The organism is Pseudomonas sp. WS 5059, assembly GCF_012985525.1.
Classification (GTDB): domain Bacteria; phylum Pseudomonadota; class Gammaproteobacteria; order Pseudomonadales; family Pseudomonadaceae; genus Aquipseudomonas.
Window position 1 is genome coordinate 429,421 of record NZ_JAAQWO010000003.1, and the last position, 18,063, is coordinate 447,483.

General features: G+C 61.3%; 17 protein-coding genes. 11 read left to right on the plus strand and 6 right to left on the minus strand.

The genetic code is table 11. The features are described from left to right. Nucleotides 1-54: 54 nt before the first annotated feature. Nucleotides 55-807, minus strand: a complete 753-nt coding sequence (locus HBO12_RS10885; protein WP_169954976.1) for a DUF2059 domain-containing protein — start codon at nucleotides 805-807, stop codon at nucleotides 55-57. A 131-nt stretch (nucleotides 808-938) separates the two neighbouring features. On the opposite strand from HBO12_RS10885, the gene HBO12_RS10890 reads away from it, so the two are divergent. Further along, on the plus strand, nucleotides 939-1,571 hold the full coding sequence (locus HBO12_RS10890; protein WP_170042130.1) for a 2OG-Fe(II) oxygenase: 633 nt from the start codon (nucleotides 939-941) through the stop codon (nucleotides 1,569-1,571). Between the two features lie 2 nt (nucleotides 1,572-1,573). Then, complete coding sequence (locus HBO12_RS10895) at nucleotides 1,574-2,068, plus strand: 2-thiouracil desulfurase family protein (RefSeq protein WP_170042131.1); 495 nt, start codon at nucleotides 1,574-1,576, stop codon at nucleotides 2,066-2,068. A gap of 149 nt (nucleotides 2,069-2,217) precedes the next feature. On the opposite strand, the gene HBO12_RS10900 is transcribed toward HBO12_RS10895, so the two are convergent. Further along, nucleotides 2,218-2,841: a transporter substrate-binding domain-containing protein gene (locus HBO12_RS10900; RefSeq protein ID WP_169954974.1), complete on the minus strand. Its 624-nt coding sequence runs from the start codon at nucleotides 2,839-2,841 to the stop codon at nucleotides 2,218-2,220. A gap of 134 nt (nucleotides 2,842-2,975) precedes the next feature. Here HBO12_RS10900 and HBO12_RS10905 point away from each other — a divergent pair, with 134 nt between their 5' ends. Next, nucleotides 2,976-3,413, plus strand: a complete 438-nt coding sequence (locus HBO12_RS10905; RefSeq protein WP_169954973.1) for a DUF4399 domain-containing protein — start codon at nucleotides 2,976-2,978, stop codon at nucleotides 3,411-3,413. A gap of 64 nt (nucleotides 3,414-3,477) precedes the next feature. On the opposite strand, the gene serA is transcribed toward HBO12_RS10905, so the two are convergent. Then, a complete protein-coding gene (serA, locus tag HBO12_RS10910) occupies nucleotides 3,478-4,707 on the minus strand; it encodes a phosphoglycerate dehydrogenase (protein ID WP_029289418.1) in 1,230 nt (409 codons plus the stop codon). A 205-nt stretch (nucleotides 4,708-4,912) separates the two neighbouring features. Here serA and HBO12_RS10915 point away from each other — a divergent pair, with 205 nt between their 5' ends. The 4 genes from HBO12_RS10915 to HBO12_RS10930 all read left to right on the plus strand — a co-directional run bounded on the left by HBO12_RS10915 (nucleotide 4,913) and on the right by HBO12_RS10930 (nucleotide 9,229). Continuing rightward, nucleotides 4,913-6,307, plus strand: coding sequence for an FAD-binding oxidoreductase (locus HBO12_RS10915; RefSeq protein WP_169954972.1), 1,395 nt, complete (start codon nucleotides 4,913-4,915; stop codon nucleotides 6,305-6,307). 24 nt (nucleotides 6,308-6,331) lie between these two features. Continuing rightward, nucleotides 6,332-6,997: a fumarylacetoacetate hydrolase family protein gene (locus tag HBO12_RS10920; protein ID WP_170042132.1), complete on the plus strand. Its 666-nt coding sequence runs from the start codon at nucleotides 6,332-6,334 to the stop codon at nucleotides 6,995-6,997. A gap of 263 nt (nucleotides 6,998-7,260) precedes the next feature. Continuing rightward, nucleotides 7,261-8,187, plus strand: coding sequence for an SdiA-regulated domain-containing protein (locus HBO12_RS10925; RefSeq protein ID WP_169954970.1), 927 nt, complete (start codon nucleotides 7,261-7,263; stop codon nucleotides 8,185-8,187). A 121-nt stretch (nucleotides 8,188-8,308) separates the two neighbouring features. Next, entirely contained in the window at nucleotides 8,309-9,229 is a 921-nt protein-coding gene (locus HBO12_RS10930; RefSeq protein WP_169954969.1) for an SdiA-regulated domain-containing protein, read from the plus strand. Between the two features lie 7 nt (nucleotides 9,230-9,236). Here the strand turns inward: HBO12_RS10930 and HBO12_RS10935 are convergent, their stop codons facing one another. Beyond that, nucleotides 9,237-11,183, minus strand: a complete 1,947-nt coding sequence (locus HBO12_RS10935; RefSeq protein ID WP_170042133.1) for an autotransporter domain-containing protein — start codon at nucleotides 11,181-11,183, stop codon at nucleotides 9,237-9,239. 349 nt (nucleotides 11,184-11,532) lie between these two features. After that, nucleotides 11,533-12,204, minus strand: a complete 672-nt coding sequence (gene rpiA / locus HBO12_RS10940; RefSeq protein ID WP_029289406.1) for a ribose-5-phosphate isomerase RpiA — start codon at nucleotides 12,202-12,204, stop codon at nucleotides 11,533-11,535. A 136-nt stretch (nucleotides 12,205-12,340) separates the two neighbouring features. On the opposite strand from rpiA, the gene ilvA reads away from it, so the two are divergent. Next, nucleotides 12,341-13,855, plus strand: coding sequence for a threonine ammonia-lyase, biosynthetic (gene ilvA, locus HBO12_RS10945; protein ID WP_170042134.1), 1,515 nt, complete (start codon nucleotides 12,341-12,343; stop codon nucleotides 13,853-13,855). 40 nt (nucleotides 13,856-13,895) lie between these two features. After that, nucleotides 13,896-14,309: a DUF2269 family protein gene (locus tag HBO12_RS10950; RefSeq protein ID WP_170042135.1), complete on the plus strand. Its 414-nt coding sequence runs from the start codon at nucleotides 13,896-13,898 to the stop codon at nucleotides 14,307-14,309. Between the two features lie 112 nt (nucleotides 14,310-14,421). On the opposite strand, the gene HBO12_RS10955 is transcribed toward HBO12_RS10950, so the two are convergent. After that, a complete protein-coding gene (locus HBO12_RS10955) occupies nucleotides 14,422-15,078 on the minus strand; it encodes a histidinol-phosphatase (protein WP_169954965.1) in 657 nt (218 codons plus the stop codon). A gap of 143 nt (nucleotides 15,079-15,221) precedes the next feature. Here HBO12_RS10955 and HBO12_RS10960 point away from each other — a divergent pair, with 143 nt between their 5' ends. Next, nucleotides 15,222-15,701, plus strand: a complete 480-nt coding sequence (locus tag HBO12_RS10960; RefSeq protein ID WP_032858866.1) for an RNA pyrophosphohydrolase — start codon at nucleotides 15,222-15,224, stop codon at nucleotides 15,699-15,701. Nucleotides 15,702-15,723: 22 nt separating this feature from the next. After that, nucleotides 15,724-18,003, plus strand: coding sequence for a phosphoenolpyruvate--protein phosphotransferase (ptsP, locus tag HBO12_RS10965; RefSeq protein ID WP_169954964.1), 2,280 nt, complete (start codon nucleotides 15,724-15,726; stop codon nucleotides 18,001-18,003). Nucleotides 18,004-18,063: the final 60 nt, after the last annotated feature.

Here is an 18,063-nt window from a genome sequence, read left to right on the forward strand (position 1 = left end):
CGCGGCGTCCTTGAGTTCTTCGCGAGCAAGCTCGCTCCTACAGGGGGAGGGGCGTCAGGGGGCCAGGCTGGAGGTGCTTTGGCCGACCGCCAGGCCGGCGCGGATCGCCGCCAGCGCTGCCTGGTAGTAAGCCTTGCCTTGCGGCGACTCGGCAAAGGTGGCGAATTCTTCCAGCTCCGGGTCCGACAAATCCCGATAGACGTACAACAAGGTGTTGTTCAGGTCATTGCCGATCTGCTGCATCAACCGCTCGCGCTGGCCATTGAGCATGCTCTGCGCCTGACCGCCGCCCAACAGGCCGGGGATCATCTGGCTCAGGCTGTCTGCGGCCACGCCGGCAATCGCCAGGCTGACTTCGGCCCCGGCTTCGCGGGCAGGCAGGGCCTGGGCCAGATGGCCGATGATCAGGCTGCGGGTGGCGTCGGCCTGGATTTGCGGCAAGCCCTGGGCGTTCTTGGCCAACTGGTCGCGACGGGTCGCCAGCAACTCGGCGGCGACAATCTTGCGCCCCAGCGGCGACTGGAAAAACGCCAGCGCCGGTTTTGGGTCCGCCAGGTTCTGGCGCAACTGGGCTTCGGCGCGCTGATCCATGGCCTTGGGGGCGAAGCGTTTATTGCTGTTGTCCACCAGCGCCTGGTACACCGCCGGCGGCAAGCTGTTGCGGTAGCGCTGCTGGGCGGCACTCAAGGCGTCATTAAAATGCGCGCGTTGTTCCGGCCAGCCGGCGACCGCGTACAACTGGTCATGGCTGTCTGCCCAGGCGGGCAACACGCAGAACATCAGCAAGGATAAAAACAAACGACGCATAGGGACTCCTGTCAGTCGGCCACTATTGTCCGTGTCGGGCGTAGGATTTGTCGAGAAGTCCTATCAATCGCCTGACTAAAGTGTATTTAGGCGCTCGGCGGCGCTGTCGGTTTGCCAGGCGTATGGATACTATGCGCGCCATGCAAATATCCCCTGATGACCCGCTGCTGCTAAGCATCGTCGACGACCTGGCCGTGAAGGGCTGGTCGCAGCAGAACATCTTCCTGCCAGAGGCTCTGACCCTGGAACTGGCGGCTGAGTGCCATAAACGCGCAATTGAAGGCGAATTGGCCCCGGCCGCTGTCGGACGCGGCCCGGCCCAGGAGATTCGCGAGGGGATCCGTGGCGACCATATCCAATGGCTGGAGCCCGGCCAGGCGGCGATCTGCGACCGCTATCTGGCGTTGATGGACAACCTGCGGCTGGCGATGAACCGCGGGCTGTTCCTCGGCCTGGAAGAGTTCGAATGCCACTTCGCCATGTACCCGCCGGGGGCGTTCTACCTCAAGCACCTCGACCGTTTTCGCGATGATGACCGGCGCATGGTCTCGGCGGTGGTCTACCTGAACCAGGACTGGCTGCCCGAGCACGGCGGCCAGTTGCGCATGTACCTCAAGGACGGCGTTGAATACGACGTGGACCCCACCGGCGGTTGCCTGGTGGTGTTCCTGTCGGGGGAAGTGCCCCACGAAGTCCTGCCCGCCCACTGCGAACGCCTGTCCCTGACAGGCTGGTTTCGCCGGCGGGGCAACGAGCCGTTTTGAGCATGCAAAAGATTCTGGTCAGCCGCTGCCTGCTGGGGCATCGCGTACGTTACGACGGTGGGGCCAGCGGGCCGTTTGACCAACTGGCCGCCTGGCAGGCCGAAGGCCGGGTGGTTGCGGTATGCCCGGAGGTGGCCGGTGGCCTGCCTACCCCACGGCCATCTGCCGAGATTCCGGGCGGGCAGGGGATGGCGGTGTGGGAAGGCCGCGCCCAAGTGCTGACCGCCGATGGCGAAGACTTCAGTGACGCCTTTGTCGAGGGTGCGCGCCAGGCTCTGGCCCTGGTGCAGCGCCATGGCATCCGCATCGCCGTGCTCAAGGCCAACAGCCCGTCTTGCGGCAACCTGCTGACGTATGACGGCACCTTCAGTGGGGTCAAAGTCACGGGCGAAGGCGTGACGGCGGCGTTGCTCAAGCGCCATGGGGTACAGGTGTTCAGCGAGCTGGAGCTGGCCGAGGCGGCGGTAGCCCTGGACGAGCTCTCAAACCCCGCTTAAATCCCATGTAGGACCATCCTTTTGTGGGAGCGGGCTTGCTCGCGAATGCGGTTTATCAGTGCCAGATTTGTTGACTGACACACCGCTTTCGCGAGCAAGCCCGCTCCCACACAAGCCCACTCACACACACAAACCTGGCCCCACATTGGTTATTTGGCAGGTTTGCTGGTGTCAGCCTCAAACCACTTTTCCGACAGCGCCGTCAGCCGTCCATCGGCCTTGATCCGCTCCAGTGCCTTGTCCAGGCTCGATTTGAACGCCGGGTTGCCCTTCTGGAAGGGGATGGCCAGGGTCAGCGTGGCCTTGGCATCGACCCGGCTGCGCAAATCCACGCCTGCGGTGGGCTTGGCGGCAAATTGACTGCTGGTGAGTGTATTCAGGCCGCTCAACAGGGGTTTTTGCTGCTTGTTAGCAAGCATCTGGGCATTGGCATAGCTATAAGGCGCGCTGAAATCGAAACGATCCCGCAGTTCAGGAGTCACAGCGATGTGGTTGATCGCCACGTCGTACTTGCCGCTTTCCACACCGGGCAGCAAGTCGCTGTCGTCGGTGGTGATAAAGGAGGCGCGTACGTCCATTTCCCGAGCCAGCAACTCACCCAGGTCCACTTCAAAGCCGGTGAGTTTGTCGCCTTCCTTGAAGTTGAAGGGCGGCGTGTCCGCTTCCAGGGCAATGCGCAGTTCGCCACGGTCAAACACCTCGTCGAACAGTTCGGCGTGAGCCAAGGGGCTCAGCAAAGGCAGCACAAGTAACAGGCCAGGCAAAAAACGCATGGTCACTCCTAAAGAATTCGAAGGTGCGAGACGCGGTTAAGGCTCGCTTTGCTATGGTGTTGAGTGCCTTGGACAACGTTTCGTCACTAAGTTGTCTTAACCCTACAGATTTCATAGAAAAACTGGAGAAGTTAATGAAAGCCATTTTGTCTCGTGCAACCCTGGCCAGCCTGCTGCTGGGGGCTTCAATGCTGGCGTCTGCGGCGGATATCCCGCGCACACCGGCACCCAAAGGGGCTGAAGTGTTCATTGTTTCGCCCAAGGATGGCGCCACCGTCGACAAGACCTTCACCGTCGAGTTTGGCATCAAGGGCATGGATCTGGAGCCCATCGACAAACAAGTCCCGGGTGCAGGCCATCACCACCTGCTGGTCGACCAGGCGCAACTGCCTGATCCAAGCCAGCCGATTCCGGCCACCGACACTGTGATCCACTTCGGCAAGGCGCAAACCAAGACCGAACTGACCCTGGCCCCAGGCAAGCACACGCTGCAACTGGTGGCGGGCGATAACCTGCATCGTCAGTTCGAACCTACTGTAGCCTCAAAAGTGATCACTGTTACGGTGAAGTAAGATTTGTTCAGACGAAAAAAAGGGAGCCCCGTGGGGCTCCCTTTTTCGTGGTGCGCTTGAAACCTTAGAACAACACGCGGCTACGAATAGTACCGCTGATGTGCTGCAGCTTCTCTTGCGCCAGGTCCGAGTACTCGGCGTCTACGTCGATCACCACGTAGCCGACCTTCTCGTTGGTCTGTAGGAACTGACCGGAGATGTTGATGCCGTTTTCCGCGAAGACCTTGTTGATCTCCATCATCACGCCAGGAATGTTCTGGTGGATGTGCAGCAGGCGGTGCTTGCCAGGGTGAGCCGGCAGGGCCACTTCCGGGAAGTTGACCGAGGACACCGACGTACCGTTGTCGCTGTACTTGACCAGCTTCTCTGCCACTTCCAGGCCGATGTTGGCCTGGGCTTCAGCGGTGGAGCCGCCGATGTGCGGGGTCAGGATCACGTTGTCCAGGCCACGCAGCGGGCTTTCGAAGATGTCGTCGTTGGAGCGTGGCTCCACCGGGAACACGTCGATGGCAGCGCCGATCAGGTGCTTGTCCTTGATCGCGTCGGCCAGGGCATCCAGCTCGACCACGGTGCCGCGTGCGGCGTTGATCAGGATCCCGCCCTTCTTGATGGCGCGGATTTCCTTCTCGCCGATCATCCACTGGGTCTCAGCGGTTTCCGGCACGTGCAGGGTGACGATGTCGGACATGCCCAGCAGTTCGGTCAGGCTCGACACCTGGGTGGCGTTGCCCAACGGCAGCTTGGTCAGGGTGTCGTAGAAGAACACCTGCATGCCCAAGCCTTCAGCCAATACCGACAGTTGGGTACCAATGGAGCCGTAACCGACGATACCCAGCTTTTTACCGCGAATTTCGAAGGAATTGGCCGCGCTCTTGATCCAGCCGCCACGGTGGCAGGAAGCGTTCTTCTCAGGGATACCGCGCAACAGCAGGATGGCTTCCGCCAACACCAGCTCCGCCACGGAACGGGTGTTGGAGTACGGGGCGTTGAACACCGCGATACCGCGCTCGCGCGCTGCATTGAGGTCGACCTGGTTGGTGCCGATGCAGAAACAACCGACCGCCACCAACTTCTTGGCGTGGTCGAAGATCTCTTCGGTCAGCTGGGTGCGGGAGCGAATGCCGATAAAGTGCGCGTCGGCGATCTTTTCCTTGAGCTGGGATTCCGGCAGAGAACTGGTGATGTACTCAATGCTGGTGTACCCGGCGGCCTTTAGGACGTCGACGGCCGATGGGTGGACGCCTTCCAGAAGAAGGAACTTGATCTTGCTCTTATCGAGAGAAGTCTTGCTCATCTGCGTAAACCTGTATCCCGGAGAAAAATGGCAGGGAATCGAGCAGCGCAAGCTGACCCGGACGGCAGGAAAGCCGTCACCGCAGAAACGCCCTTGGGCTCTGTCCTGCGGGGGCGGTATGCTAGCATACGCGCCCCGCTAAACACTCATTCCTGCGACGTGAAGCGTTCTCAGGATGACCATGAATTGTTCGAGAGTTCTGTCGATGACCCATCCTGCCCTGATTGATGAGCTAAAGACCCTGGTTGAGCCCGGCAAAGTGCTGACCGATGCAGACTCCCTGGAGGCTTACGGCAAGGATTGGACCAAGCACTTCGCCCCCGCGCCGACCGCTATCGTCTTCCCCAAGACCATTGAGCAAGTGCAGGCCATTGTTCGCTGGGCCAACACGCACAAGGTGGCGCTGGTGCCGTCCGGCGGGCGTACCGGCCTGTCGGCGGCTGCCGTGGCGGCCAATGGCGAAGTGGTGGTGTCGTTCGACTACATGAACCAGATCCTCGATGTGAACCTCACCGATCGCACCGCCGTGTGCCAGCCGGGCGTGGTCACCAAGCAATTGCAGAACGTCGCCGAAGAAAACGGCCTGTACTACCCGGTGGACTTCGCGTCGTCCGGTTCCAGCCAGATTGGCGGCAATATCGGCACCAATGCCGGCGGGATCAAGGTGATTCGCTACGGCATGACCCGTAACTGGGTAGCGGGCATGAAGGTCGTCACCGGCAAAGGCGATGTGCTGGAACTGAACCGCGACCTGATCAAGAACGCCACCGGCTACGACATGCGCCAGCTGTTTATCGGCGCTGAAGGCACCCTGGGTTTTGTGGTCGAAGCCACCATGCGCCTGGACCGGGCCCCGAAAAACCTCACCGCAATGGTGTTGGGCACCACTGACTTCGACTCGATCATGCCGGTGCTGCACGCGTTCCAAAGCAAACTGGACCTGACGGCGTTCGAGTTTTTCTCTGACAAGGCCCTGGCCAAAGTCCTCGGCCGTGGCGATGTGCCGGCGCCGTTCGAGACCGATTGCCCGTTCTACGCCCTGCTGGAATTCGAAGCCACCACCGAAGAAGTCGCCAACCACGCCCTGGAAACCTTCGAGCACTGTGTCGAACAGGGCTGGGTGCTCGATGGCGTGATGAGCCAGAGCGAAACCCAGTTGCACAACCTGTGGAAGCTGCGCGAGTACATCTCCGAGACCATCTCCCACTGGACGCCCTACAAGAACGACATTTCGGTCACCGTGTCGAAAGTGCCGGCATTCCTCAAGGAAATCGACGCGATCGTCGGCGAACACTATCCAGACTTCGAAATTGTCTGGTTCGGCCACATCGGCGATGGCAACCTGCACTTGAACATTCTCAAGCCGCAAAACCTGTCTAAGGACGAGTTCTTCGCCAAGTGCGCCACCGTCAACAAGTGGGTGTTCGAGACCGTCGAGAAGTACAACGGCTCGATCTCCGCCGAACACGGCGTGGGCATGACCAAGCGCGATTACCTGACTTACAGCCGCTCTCCGGTTGAAATCGAATATATGAAGGCAGTGAAAGCCGTGTTCGACCCGAACGGGATCATGAACCCGGGCAAGATCTTCGCTGTTTAACCATCACGAAAGAGGAAGCGGTCCATGAGCTATCAGCACAAGTACGTCGACGGCACCAACATCCACTTTCCACTGGGCAAAGTGGTCTGCATCGGGCGCAACTACGCCGAACACGCCAAGGAACTGGACAACCCGGTGCCGACCGAGCCCCTGCTGTTTATCAAGCCGGGCAGTTGCGTGGTGCCGTTGGAAGGCGGCTTTGCCATTCCAGCCGAGCGCGGTTCGGTGCACTACGAAGCGGAAATCGCGGTGTTGATCGGCAAACCGCTGTCGAAAACCCCGAGCCGTGAAGAAGTGCTGGACGCCATCTCCGGCTTCGCCCCGGCCCTGGACCTGACCTTGCGCGACAAGCAGTCCGAGCTCAAGGCCAAGGGCCTGCCGTGGGAAATCGCCAAGTCCTTCGACGGTGCGGCAGTCATTGCGCCGTTCGTGGTGGGCAGCACCTTCCCCGACCTGACCGATATCGGCATTCGCCTGACCATCAATGGCCAGGTGCGCCAGGACGGCAACAGCGCGCAAATGCTCAACCCGATCGTGCCGATGATCCAGCACATGGCGGGCTGCTTCTCGCTGCAGGCCGGGGATGTGATCCTGACCGGAACCCCTGTGGGCGTGGGCCCGCTGGAAGTGGGTGACGAACTGGTGCTGGAACTGCCGGGTGTCAGCCGCTTCGAAAGCGCCGTACGCTAACCCCATCTCTCTGTAGGAGCCGGCTTGTGTGGGAGCTGGCTTGCCTGCGATAGCATCACCGCGGTGTGCCTGATGCACCACGGTGCTTGCATCGCGGGCAAGCCCGGCTCCCACACAAGCTTGTACACAGATTATTTGCGCGTACTGCGCACATCGGGGCTTTGCATTTTTTTCACACTCCATCCGGATAATCCTCGGTCATATGGCACGCAGGCGCTCTGAGCCTGGGCCATCACCTACAGCCGATTATCTGGAATGCCTCCATGGCCGTGCCCCTCCCTTCTGTGAAACCCACTCTTCGTTCGCGCTTGAACATGCGCTGGTATTCCTGGCTATTCCTGGCCGGGGCGATCATGTACGGGATTTCCTGGTTGATGCACTGGGATGACCGGGGCGCGTTGTGGGTGTTGGAGCGGTTTGAAAGCCCGATGGAGCGTCGCGAGAGCATCTGGCTTCCGGATTACCAGGCGGTGATCGACGCCAAGCCGTTGCCTGGCATGGAAAAGGACGAAGCTTCGGATCTGGCCTACGACCCCAGGACCAAGACCCTGTTCGCCGTCATGGGCAGAAACCCGTTCCTGGTGGAGCTGAGCCTGCAGGGTGATGTGTTGCGCAAGATTCCGATGGTGGGCTGGAGCAACCCGGAAGGTGTGACGGTCATGGAAAACGGCGTGCTGGCCATCGTGGATGAGCGCAGGCACAACGTGACCCTGGTCAAGGTCGATGCCGACACGCGGCAACTGGCCTTCGCCGACTACCCGAGCTACGACCTGGGCCCCTCCAAGAACCAGAACAAGGCGTTCGAGGCCATCACCTGGGACAAACGCAATCAACAGCTGGTGCTGGGTATCGAGCGCCCAGCGCAACTGTTTACCTGGGCCAGCGACGGCAGCCAGGTCCTGGCGGGCGACAAGCAGAAATTGCCCAGCTCCGAGCTGGATATCCGCAACCTTTCGGCCCTGAGTGTCGATCCGCGTACCGGCCACCTGTTGGTACTGTCCGCCGACTCCCATCTGCTGCTGGAACTGGACGAGAAGGGCGAGCAAGTCAGCTTCATGACTGTACTGGGCGGCTTCAACGGCTTGAAAAACACCATCCCCCGCGCCGAAGGCGTGACCATGGACGAAAACGGCACCCTGTACATGGTCAGCGAGCCCAATTTGTTCTACCGCTTCGAGAAGCAGAAATAGCCGATTGATTACGTCGGATTCTTCTCTATGAGCGGCATTCCCCAGACACTGAGCTGCGTTTAAGTTTAAATTCAGATGGCTGTGATATTCATTTGCCAGTTTTGACTTTGAGCCAGCCCCCATGCGCCGATTTGCCCGCCCCAAACCTGCCCTTCTTATCCTAGTGTTGATCGCCCTGGTTGCTGTGGGCGTGGTCGCCCAGCAGTTTCGTTTATTCGAGCGCGCCTGGTTCAACTGGCAGACCTGGCGCCAGCCGCTGGATGAACGCTCCATTGGCCTGGCGGACTATGAGGTGGTGCTGGAAGCCCAGGTGATTGAAGGCCTGGATGATGATGTCTCGGCGCTGACCTACGACCCGGTGCGCAAGAGCCTGTTTACCGTGACCAACCAAAACGCCGAACTGGTGGAACTGTCCCTGGACGGCAAGATCCTGCGGCGCATCAACCTGGTGGGGTTTGGCGATGCCGAGGCGGTGGAGTTCATCAGCGAAAACACCTACGTGGTCAGCGATGAACGCCAGCAGCGGCTGATCAAGATTCACCTGGAGGACGACACGCAGTTTCTCGACGCGGCCGAGGCCGAGCAAATGACCCTGGGTGTGCACCTGAAGGGCAATAAAGGCTTTGAAGGGCTGGCCTATGACTCAGTGGGCAAGCGCCTGTTTGTCGCCAAGGAACGGGACCCGATGCTGATCTACGAAGTGCACGGCTTTCCCCATTTCAAACCGGAAAAAACCTACTCGGTCCACGTGGTCAACAACCCCCGGCGCGATGCCGGGCTGTTTGTACGCGACCTGTCCAGCCTGCAATACGATGAGCGTAGTGGCCATTTGCTGGCGCTGTCCGATGAGTCGTACCTGGTGCTGGAGCTGGATATCGACGGTCGCCCCTTGAGCAGCTTGTCGCTGCTCAAGGGGCGCAATGGCCTGAAAAAACGCGTGCCCCAGGCCGAGGGTATTGCCATGGATGACGATGGCACGTTGTACCTGGTGAGTGAGCCGAACCTGTTCTATGTCTTCAAGAAAAAGCCCGAGCAGCGGTAAGCGCGGATCAGAACATCCACTGCACACCCAACGAATAGCCGGTCTGGCTGCCTTCGGCATGGCCCAGGCGGCCGTTCACCTCTGCGTACACCCCAAGCTGCGGGGTGATCGCCAATTGGCTGCCGACCTGTGCGCGGCCAAAGCTCTTGTCCACTGAGCCCAGGCGTGCGGTACGGGCCTGGCCGTCGGCGCGGGCGGTCAGGTCGAGGTCGTCGAGGCGGCCGTCGGCCAATTCCTTGACCCAGGCGATGTCGCCGTAGGGCATCAGGCTCAGGCCATAAGGCAGGGCCACGGCACCGCGCACGCGCCAGCCGAGGCTGGCTTCCAGGGAATCGAAGGACTGTTCTTCATATTCAAGGGCGGTGCGCAGGTTCTGCTTCTCGTGGAACTTGTCGATGCGCGAGTGGCTGTAATCGAGCCCGGCAAACGGCCCGGTCTTGATCGCGCCCAGGTCGAAGTCATAACCGCCGAGCACTCGGGCGCGCAGGGACAGGGCGTCGGTCTCGCCAGTCAACTGCTGGTTAAGCAGCACGGGGCCACCATTGGCCTGGATCAGCAGGTTGCGCTTGGAGTCGAAGCTGCTGTGGCCCACGCTCAGGTCGCCAGCCAGCCAGGTCGGGCCGCCATCGTTCAACAAGGCGTAGACCGCGGCTTGCCAGGTGTCGCTTTGCAGCTTGCCACGGTGTTCCAGCTTGTCGCGACCGTTGAGGTAGCTCAGGCTGGCGCCGATGTTCAGGCTGCTGCTCAGTTGATAGTCGCCCAGGGCATGCAGGCCCAGGCGCCGGGCCTCTGGGTTGGGGGCGGTGTCGAAGCCGCTGTCCGGGTTGTATTCGCCGTCCACGCCGATCTCGCCATCGAAGCTGCCGACTTCACGGCTGGCCGCTTGCAAAGTCAGCCAGCGCCGGTCATGCAGGCGCACCATGGCCTGGTGCTGGCGCTGCAGGTTGTCCTGCATATTGCGCGCAACCGCGCCGCCCGAGGTGGTCGACGCCATCAAGTCGGCATTGGTCAGCTCCAGCACCAGGCGACTGAGCAGGCGCGAATAGTCGCGCAGGCGCTGGTCGATGCGTTCCTGGCCGAAGGCGTTGGTCAGGACCGTCTTGTTGTCTTCATTGGGGTCGTGCCAGGTCGAGCCGCCGGGGATTGCCGGGTTGTTGGTCTGGGTGTAGCCGTCCAGGGCGCCCAGTTCCCAGTTGGTGGCTTCGATATACAGGATCGGGATGTTCAGCGCCTCGAAGGCCTCGCCGTCACTGCAACAGCCGGTGCCGGCGGGGTATTGCGCGTCCAGGCCGGGGTTGGTGAACAGGTTGATGTTCAACTCCTTGGCGATCTGGAACGTGTGTTCGCGTAACGACGCCAGGGCCGGGTTGGCGGTGCTGTTCTGGCCGGCGTGGGCGTACATCATGTCGCCGGTGATCAGGCTGTCGAGGTTGATCATGGCCAGCATATTGGCGCGTTGGCTGGCGCTCAATGAGTCGACAAACGCCCGGGAGCCGCGCAGGCCTTCCTCTTCGGCGCCGAAGCCGACGATCTGCAGGCCGTTTTCCAGTTGCAGGCCACCGAGGTTCTTCGCCACTTCGGTCAGCACGCTGGCGCCGGAGCCGTTGTCGTCCAGGCCTTGCAGGGTCGGGCGGCCGAAGTAGGTGTCGAAGTGCGCGCCAATCACTACGTATTGCGGTTTGGTACCGGCGGCGTAGGCCACCACGTTCTGCGAGGCGCGGCTGCCGCCATTCCAGGTGAAGTCCTGGCGGCTGATGTTGTAGGCGCTGCCCATCTGGCTCTGCATCCAGTCGGCGGCCCCGGCAAAGTTGGCCGTGCCGCGATAGCGGCCTGGGTAGTCGGTGATCAGCTTTTCCAGGGTGACATTGGCGTGCTCGCCGTAGTCGTAGGCATGGGATTGAGTCGACAGCAGGGCACAGGCAACGCTGACAGCGAGGGTTAGGGGCTTGATCACAAGGTCTTCCTTGAGGTGGTTGGGGGAGTGGCTCGGCGGGACCGATTGCACAATGCGCGCCTCATTCCATGGGGCGGTCGCGAATTGGCGCGTTGTTGGAAGTGGGGGTCGCCTGGCTATAAGTTGTAACGGATTTGATACCAGATATGGCAGGGGATGCCGTGAGCTGGCGCACAAATTGGGGCAGGCGGGGGGAGGGAATGCTGCGAAAAGTAGCGTTTTTGTTACATGTACATCGGGTACAACTCGGTCAAATGTGGGAGCTGGCTTGCCTGCGATAGCATCAACTCGGTCTTGCTCAAAGACCGAGTCGCCTGCATCGCAGGCAAGCCAGCTCCCACATACAGCATCAGGCCTTGAGGGTTTTAACGCCTTCACTGGTCCCCAGCAGCAGTACATCGGCAGGCCGCGCTGCAAACAACCCGTTGGTGACCACGCCGACGATGGCATTGATCTGGGTCTCCAGCTCCACCGGGTTGGTGATCTGCATGTTGAATACGTCGAGGATGATGTTGCCGTTATCGGTCAGCACGCCTTCGCGGTACACCGGGTCGCCTCCCAGTTTCACCAGCTCGCGGGCCACGTGGCTGCGGGCCATGGGGATCACTTCGACGGGCAGCGGGAAGTTGCCCAGCACTGGCACCAGCTTGCTGGCGTCGGCGATGCAGATAAAGGTCTTGGCCACGGCTGCGACGATCTTCTCGCGGGTCAGGGCTGCGCCGCCGCCCTTGATCAGGTTCAGGTGCTCGTCGCTTTCATCGGCGCCGTCGATGTAGAACTCCAGGTCGCTCACGGTATTGAGCTCGTACACCGGAATACCATGGCCCTTGAGGCGCGCGGCGGTGGCTTCGGAGCTGGCCACGGCGCCGTCGAACGCGCCCTTGTGCAGGGCCAGCGCATCGATAAAGCAATTGGCGGTGGAGCCGGTGCCGACGCCGACGATGCTTTTATCGTCGAGTTTAGGAAGGATTAAATCGACGGCGGCCTGGGCCACTGCCTGTTTGAGTTGATCCTGGGTCATGCGGGCTCCGGAACGGGCGGGGAGTAAAGAGGGGCGCGAGTATAACCCAACAAAACCTCTGGATTCGTGTGGTCGTCCGGCCAAGAGGCGGGTTAGACTCCTCGGCCCTGCCCAACCCGCCCAGTGATGCTTTCCGATGCTCGAACATTACGTCAAGAAGATCCTCACCTCGCGCGTTTACGACGTTGCCGTGGAAACCCCGTTGCAGACCGCCCGCCAGCTCTCCGAGCGCCTGGGCAACAAGGTCTGGCTCAAGCGTGAAGACTTGCAGCCGGTGTTCTCCTTCAAGATTCGCGGCGCCTACAACAAGCTGACCCAACTGAGCGCCGAAGAACGTGCCCGTGGCGTGGTCACCGCCTCGGCGGGCAACCATGCCCAGGGCCTGGCCCTGGCGGCCAAGGTGCTGGGGGTCAAGGCCACCATCGTGATGCCCAAGACCACCCCGGAGATCAAAGTCGAAGGCGTGCGTTCCCGTGGCGGCAAAGTGGTGCTGCATGGCGACTCCTTTCCGGAAGCGCTGGCGTACTCGCTGAAACTGGTCGACGAAAAAGGCTACGTCTACATTCACCCCTACGATGATCCACACACCATTGCCGGGCAGGGCACCGTGGCGATGGAAATCCTGCGCCAGCACCCAGGGCCGCTGGATGCGATTTTCGTCCCGGTGGGCGGCGGCGGCCTGATTGCCGGCATCGCGGCGTACGTGAAGTACCTGCGCCCGGAGATCAAGATCATCGGTGTCGAGCCGGACGACTCCAACTGCCTGCAAGCCGCCATGGCCGCGGGCGAACGCGTGGTACTGCCGGCCGTGGGGATCTTTGCCGATGGCGTGGCGGTGGCGCAGATCGGCCAGCACACCTTCGATATCTGCAAGGACTATGTGGATGAAGTGATCACCGTCAGCACCGATGAAATCTGCGCGGCGATCAAGGATATCTACGACGACACCCGCTCCATCACCGAGCCGGCAGGGGCATTGGGCGTGGCCGGGATCAAGAAGTATGTGGAGACCCGTGGCGTCAGCGGCCAGACCTTTGTCGCCATTGATTCCGGGGCCAACGTCAACTTCGACCGCCTGCGCCATGTGGCCGAGCGCGCCGAGCTGGGCGAAGGTCGCGAGGCGATCATTGCCGTGACCATCCCCGAGCGCCCGGGCAGCTTCAAGGCCTTCTGCGAGGCCGTGGGCAAGCGCCAGATCACCGAATTCAACTACCGCTACCACTCCGGCAGCGAAGCGCACATTTTTGTCGGGGTGCAGACCCACCCGGAAACCGACCCGCGCAGCGCGTTGATTGCCAGCCTGAGCGAGCAGGGTTTCCCGGTGCTGGACCTGACCGAGAACGAGCTGGCCAAGCTGCACATCCGCCATATGGTCGGCGGGCATGCGGCGCATGTCAGCAATGAAGTGGTGTTTCGCTTCGAGTTCCCGGAGCGTCCTGGGGCTTTGTTCAACTTTCTGAATAAGTTGGGCGGGCGCTGGAACATCTCGATGTTCCACTATCGCAACCACGGTGCGGCCGATGGCCGCGTGGTGGCTGGGCTGCAGGTGCCGGCAAACGAGCGCCACCTGGTGCCAGCGGCATTGGAAGCGATTGGCTACCCGTATTGGGATGAAAGTGACAACCCGGCCTATCAGCTGTTCCTCGGTTGAGCGACTACGCTGACTGGGCGGCCTTTAAGGAATCGAGAGCATGGAATATCTGACGACCCTCAAGACGATCCACATGGTGGCAACAGTACTGCTGTTGGCCAGTGGCCTGGCGCTGGCCGTACTGAGCTGGCGCAAGCGCGCCGCCGGCCCGGCGGTTACGTTGCACCGGCCATGGCTGTTTGTCTGGTTGTTGATGGGCGTAAGCCTGGTAAGCATGCCGTTTACCGGCTGGTGGCTGGTGCACCTGATCGGCTGGCCATTGGGGCAGACATGGATCCTGGGCTCCAGCGTGATCTACACCGTGGCGGCGCTGGCCTGGTTCTGGCTGGTGGTGCGCCTCAATCGCCTGCGGCTGGGCGGTACGGGCAGTGCGAAGTTCACCCTGGCCCTGGCGGTTGTCAGCCTGGTGGGGTTTGTGGCGATTGCCGGGTTGATGGGTGCCAAACCCGTTTAAGGCTTGAAACCGGGTCGCCTTCATTCGCGAGCAAGCCCGCTCCCACATTTGATCGGGCTCCACCTTTGGAATGCAGTCGAATGTGGGAGCGGGCTTGCTCGCGAAAGCTTTATCAGCCGCGCAGGCTAATCACCGGCCAGCCACGCTTCTGGGCCTCGGCCCGCAGATTCGGGTCCGGATCCACCGCCACCGGGTGGGTCACCTGCTCCAGCAGCGGCAGGTCATTCATCGAGTCGCTATAGAAATAGCTGTCTTGCAGGCTATACCCGGTCTCTTCCAGCCAACGATTCAAGCGCGTGACCTTGCCCTCGCGAAAGCACGGTACATCGGTGCTGCGCCCGGTGTAGCGGCCATCGGCCATCTCGCATTCGGTGGCGATCAGGGTTTCAACCCCCAAACGTGCGGCAATCGGCGCGGTGACAAAGCGGTTGGTGGCGGTGATGATCACCAGAGTGTCACCGGCGGCGCGGTGCTTGGCCAGCAGTTCAGCCGCCTTGGGCAGCATCAGCGGCTCGATGCAGTCGCGCATGAAGTCGCGGTGCCATTCGTCGAGCTGGGCCATCTCGGTGCTGCCGAGGATCTCCAGGCTGAAGTTCAGGTACGCGGCGTTGTCCAGCTTGCCGGCCAGGTAATCCTGGTAGAACTCGTCGTTGCGGGTCTTGTAGGCAACGGCATCGAGGATGCCGCGCTCACACAGGTAATCACCCCAGGCGTGGTCACTGTCGCCGCCCAAAAGCGTGTTGTCCAAGTCGAATAAAGCCAGGCGCATTGCGGTTACTCGCTGAAAAGTCTGTAAAAAGGCGTCCAGAATACGGTCTTTTCACAAGAGTGCACATAAGGTAAGCAGCCTCGTTGCCGCTGCAACAAGCTTTGTGGAACAATGCGGCGACATGCGTTTGCGAGGTTGTTGCCGTGATCGACCCCGATGGTTTCCGTCCAAATGTCGGGATTATTCTTACGAATGATGCCGGACAGGTGCTATGGGCTCGCCGAATCAACCAAGATGCCTGGCAGTTTCCCCAGGGTGGGATCAACCCCGATGAAACCCCTGAAGACGCCCTGTACCGTGAGTTGAACGAAGAAGTCGGCCTGGAGCGCGAAGATGTGCAAATTCTGGCCTGTACCCGAGGCTGGTTGCGCTATCGTTTGCCGCAACGCCTGGTGCGTACCCACAGCCAACCGCTGTGCATCGGCCAGAAGCAAAAGTGGTTTCTGCTGCGCCTTGTCTCCAACGAGCAGCGGGTGCGTATGGATTTGACCGGTAAACCGGAGTTCGATGGCTGGCGCTGGGTCAGTTATTGGTATCCGTTGGGCCAGGTGGTGACATTCAAGCGCGAGGTTTATCGTCGCGCTCTCAAAGAGCTTGCCCCGCGCCTTTTAGCGCGCGACTGACGACGGAGTTCGACCCCGAGCCATGCTCAATACGCTGCGCAAGATCGTCCAGGAAGTTAACTCCGCCAAGGATCTCAAGGCGGCGTTGGGGATTATTGTGTTGCGCGTCAAGGAAGCCATGGGCAGCCAGGTCTGCTCGGTTTACCTGCTGGACCCCGAGACCAACCGTTTTGTGCTGATGGCTACGGAGGGCTTGAACAAGCGCTCCATCGGCAAGGTCAGCATGGCGCCCAATGAAGGTCTGGTGGGCCTGGTGGGGACGCGTGAAGAACCCCTGAACCTTGAAAACGCGGCCGATCACCCGCGTTATCGCTACTTTGCCGAAACCGGTGAAGAGCGCTATGCCTCATTCCTCGGCGCACCGATCATCCACCACCGCCGCGTTGTCGGCGTATTGGTCATCCAGCAGAAAGAACGCCGCCAGTTCGATGAAGGTGAAGAAGCCTTCCTCGTGACCATGAGCGCGCAGTTGGCCGGGGTGATCGCCCACGCCGAAGCCACCGGCTCGATTCGCGGCCTGGGGCGCCAGGGCAAGGGGATCCAGGAAGCCAAGTTCGTCGGCGTACCGGGTTCGCCGGGTGCGGCGGTCGGTACTGCGGTGGTCATGCTGCCGCCGGCCGACCTCGATGTGGTGCCGGACAAGTCCGTCGACGACATCGACGCGGAAATCAAACTGTTCAAGACCGCCCTGGAAGGCGTGCGCGCCGATATGCGCAACCTGTCGACCAAGCTGGCCACCCAGTTGCGCCCCGAAGAACGGGCGCTGTTCGATGTGTACCAGATGATGCTCGACGACGCGTCCCTGGGTAACGAAGTCAAGACCGTGATCAAGACCGGCCAGTGGGCCCAGGGCGCGCTGCGCCAGGTGGTCACCGATCACGTCAACCGCTTTGAATTGATGGACGACGCCTACCTGCGCGAGCGCGCCTCGGATGTGCGTGACCTCGGTCGGCGCCTGCTGGCCTACCTGCAGGAAGACCGCACCACCAACCTGGTCTACCCCGACAACACCATCCTGATCAGTGAAGAACTGACCGCCACCATGCTCGGCGAAGTGCCGGAAGGCAAACTGGTGGGCCTGGTCTCGGTATTGGGTTCGGGCAACTCCCACGTGGCGATCCTGGCCCGTGCCATGGGCATCCCGACAGTGATGGGCCTGGTGGACCTGCCGTATTCCAAGGTCGACGGCATTTCGATGATCGTCGACGGGCACCGTGGCGAGGTGTTCACCAACCCCAGCGAGGTGCTGCGCAAGCAGTACGCCGAAGTTGTCGAGGAGGAGCGCCAGCTGTCCCAGGGGCTCGATGCCCTGCGCGAACTGCCCTGCGTGACCCTCGACGGCCACCGTGTACCGCTGCTGGTCAATACTGGCCTGCTGGCGGACGTGGCGCGTGCGCAACAACGTGGCGCTGAAGGGGTGGGCCTGTACCGCACCGAAGTGCCGTTCATGATCAACCAACGTTTCCCGAGCGAGAAGGAGCAGCTGGCGATTTATCGCGAGCAACTGTCCGCCTTCCATCCGTTACCGGTGACGATGCGCAGCCTGGACATCGGCGGCGACAAGTCACTGTCTTATTTCCCCATCAAGGAAGACAACCCCTTCCTTGGCTGGCGCGGTATCCGCGTTACCCTCGACCACCCCGAAATCTTCCTCGTCCAGACCCGCGCCATGCTCAAGGCCAGCGAAGGCCTGAACAACCTGCGCATTCTTCTTCCGATGATCTCCGGCACCCACGAGCTGGAAGAAGCCCTGCACCTGATCCACCGGGCCTGGGGCGAAGTGCGCGACGAAGGCGCCGACGTGCCGATGCCGCCGATTGGCGTGATGATCGAAATCCCGGCCGCGGTGTACCAGGCCAAGGAGCTGGCGCGGCAGGTGGACTTCCTGTCGGTGGGCTCCAACGACCTGACCCAATACCTGCTGGCCGTGGACCGCAACAACCCACGGGTGGCCGACCTCTACGACTACCTGCACCCGGCGGTGCTGCAAGCCTTGCAGAACGTGGTGCGCGATGCCCATGCCGAAGGCAAGCCGGTGAGTATCTGTGGGGAAATGGCCGGTGATCCGGCGGCGGCGGTGCTGTTGATGGCCATGGGCTTTGACAGCCTGTCGATGAACGCCACCAACTTGCCCAAGGTCAAGTGGATGCTGCGCCAGATCAACCTGAGCAAGGCCAAGGACTTGCTGGCGGAACTGATGACCATCGACAACCCGCAAGTTATCCACAGCTCGCTGCAATTGGCCCTGAAAAGCCTGGGGTTGGCACGGATGATCAATCCGACCGCGACGAAAACCCTCTAAAAAATGTGGGAGCGGGCTTGCCCGCGATTGCGGTAGGTCAGTCAACTAAGATGCCGACTG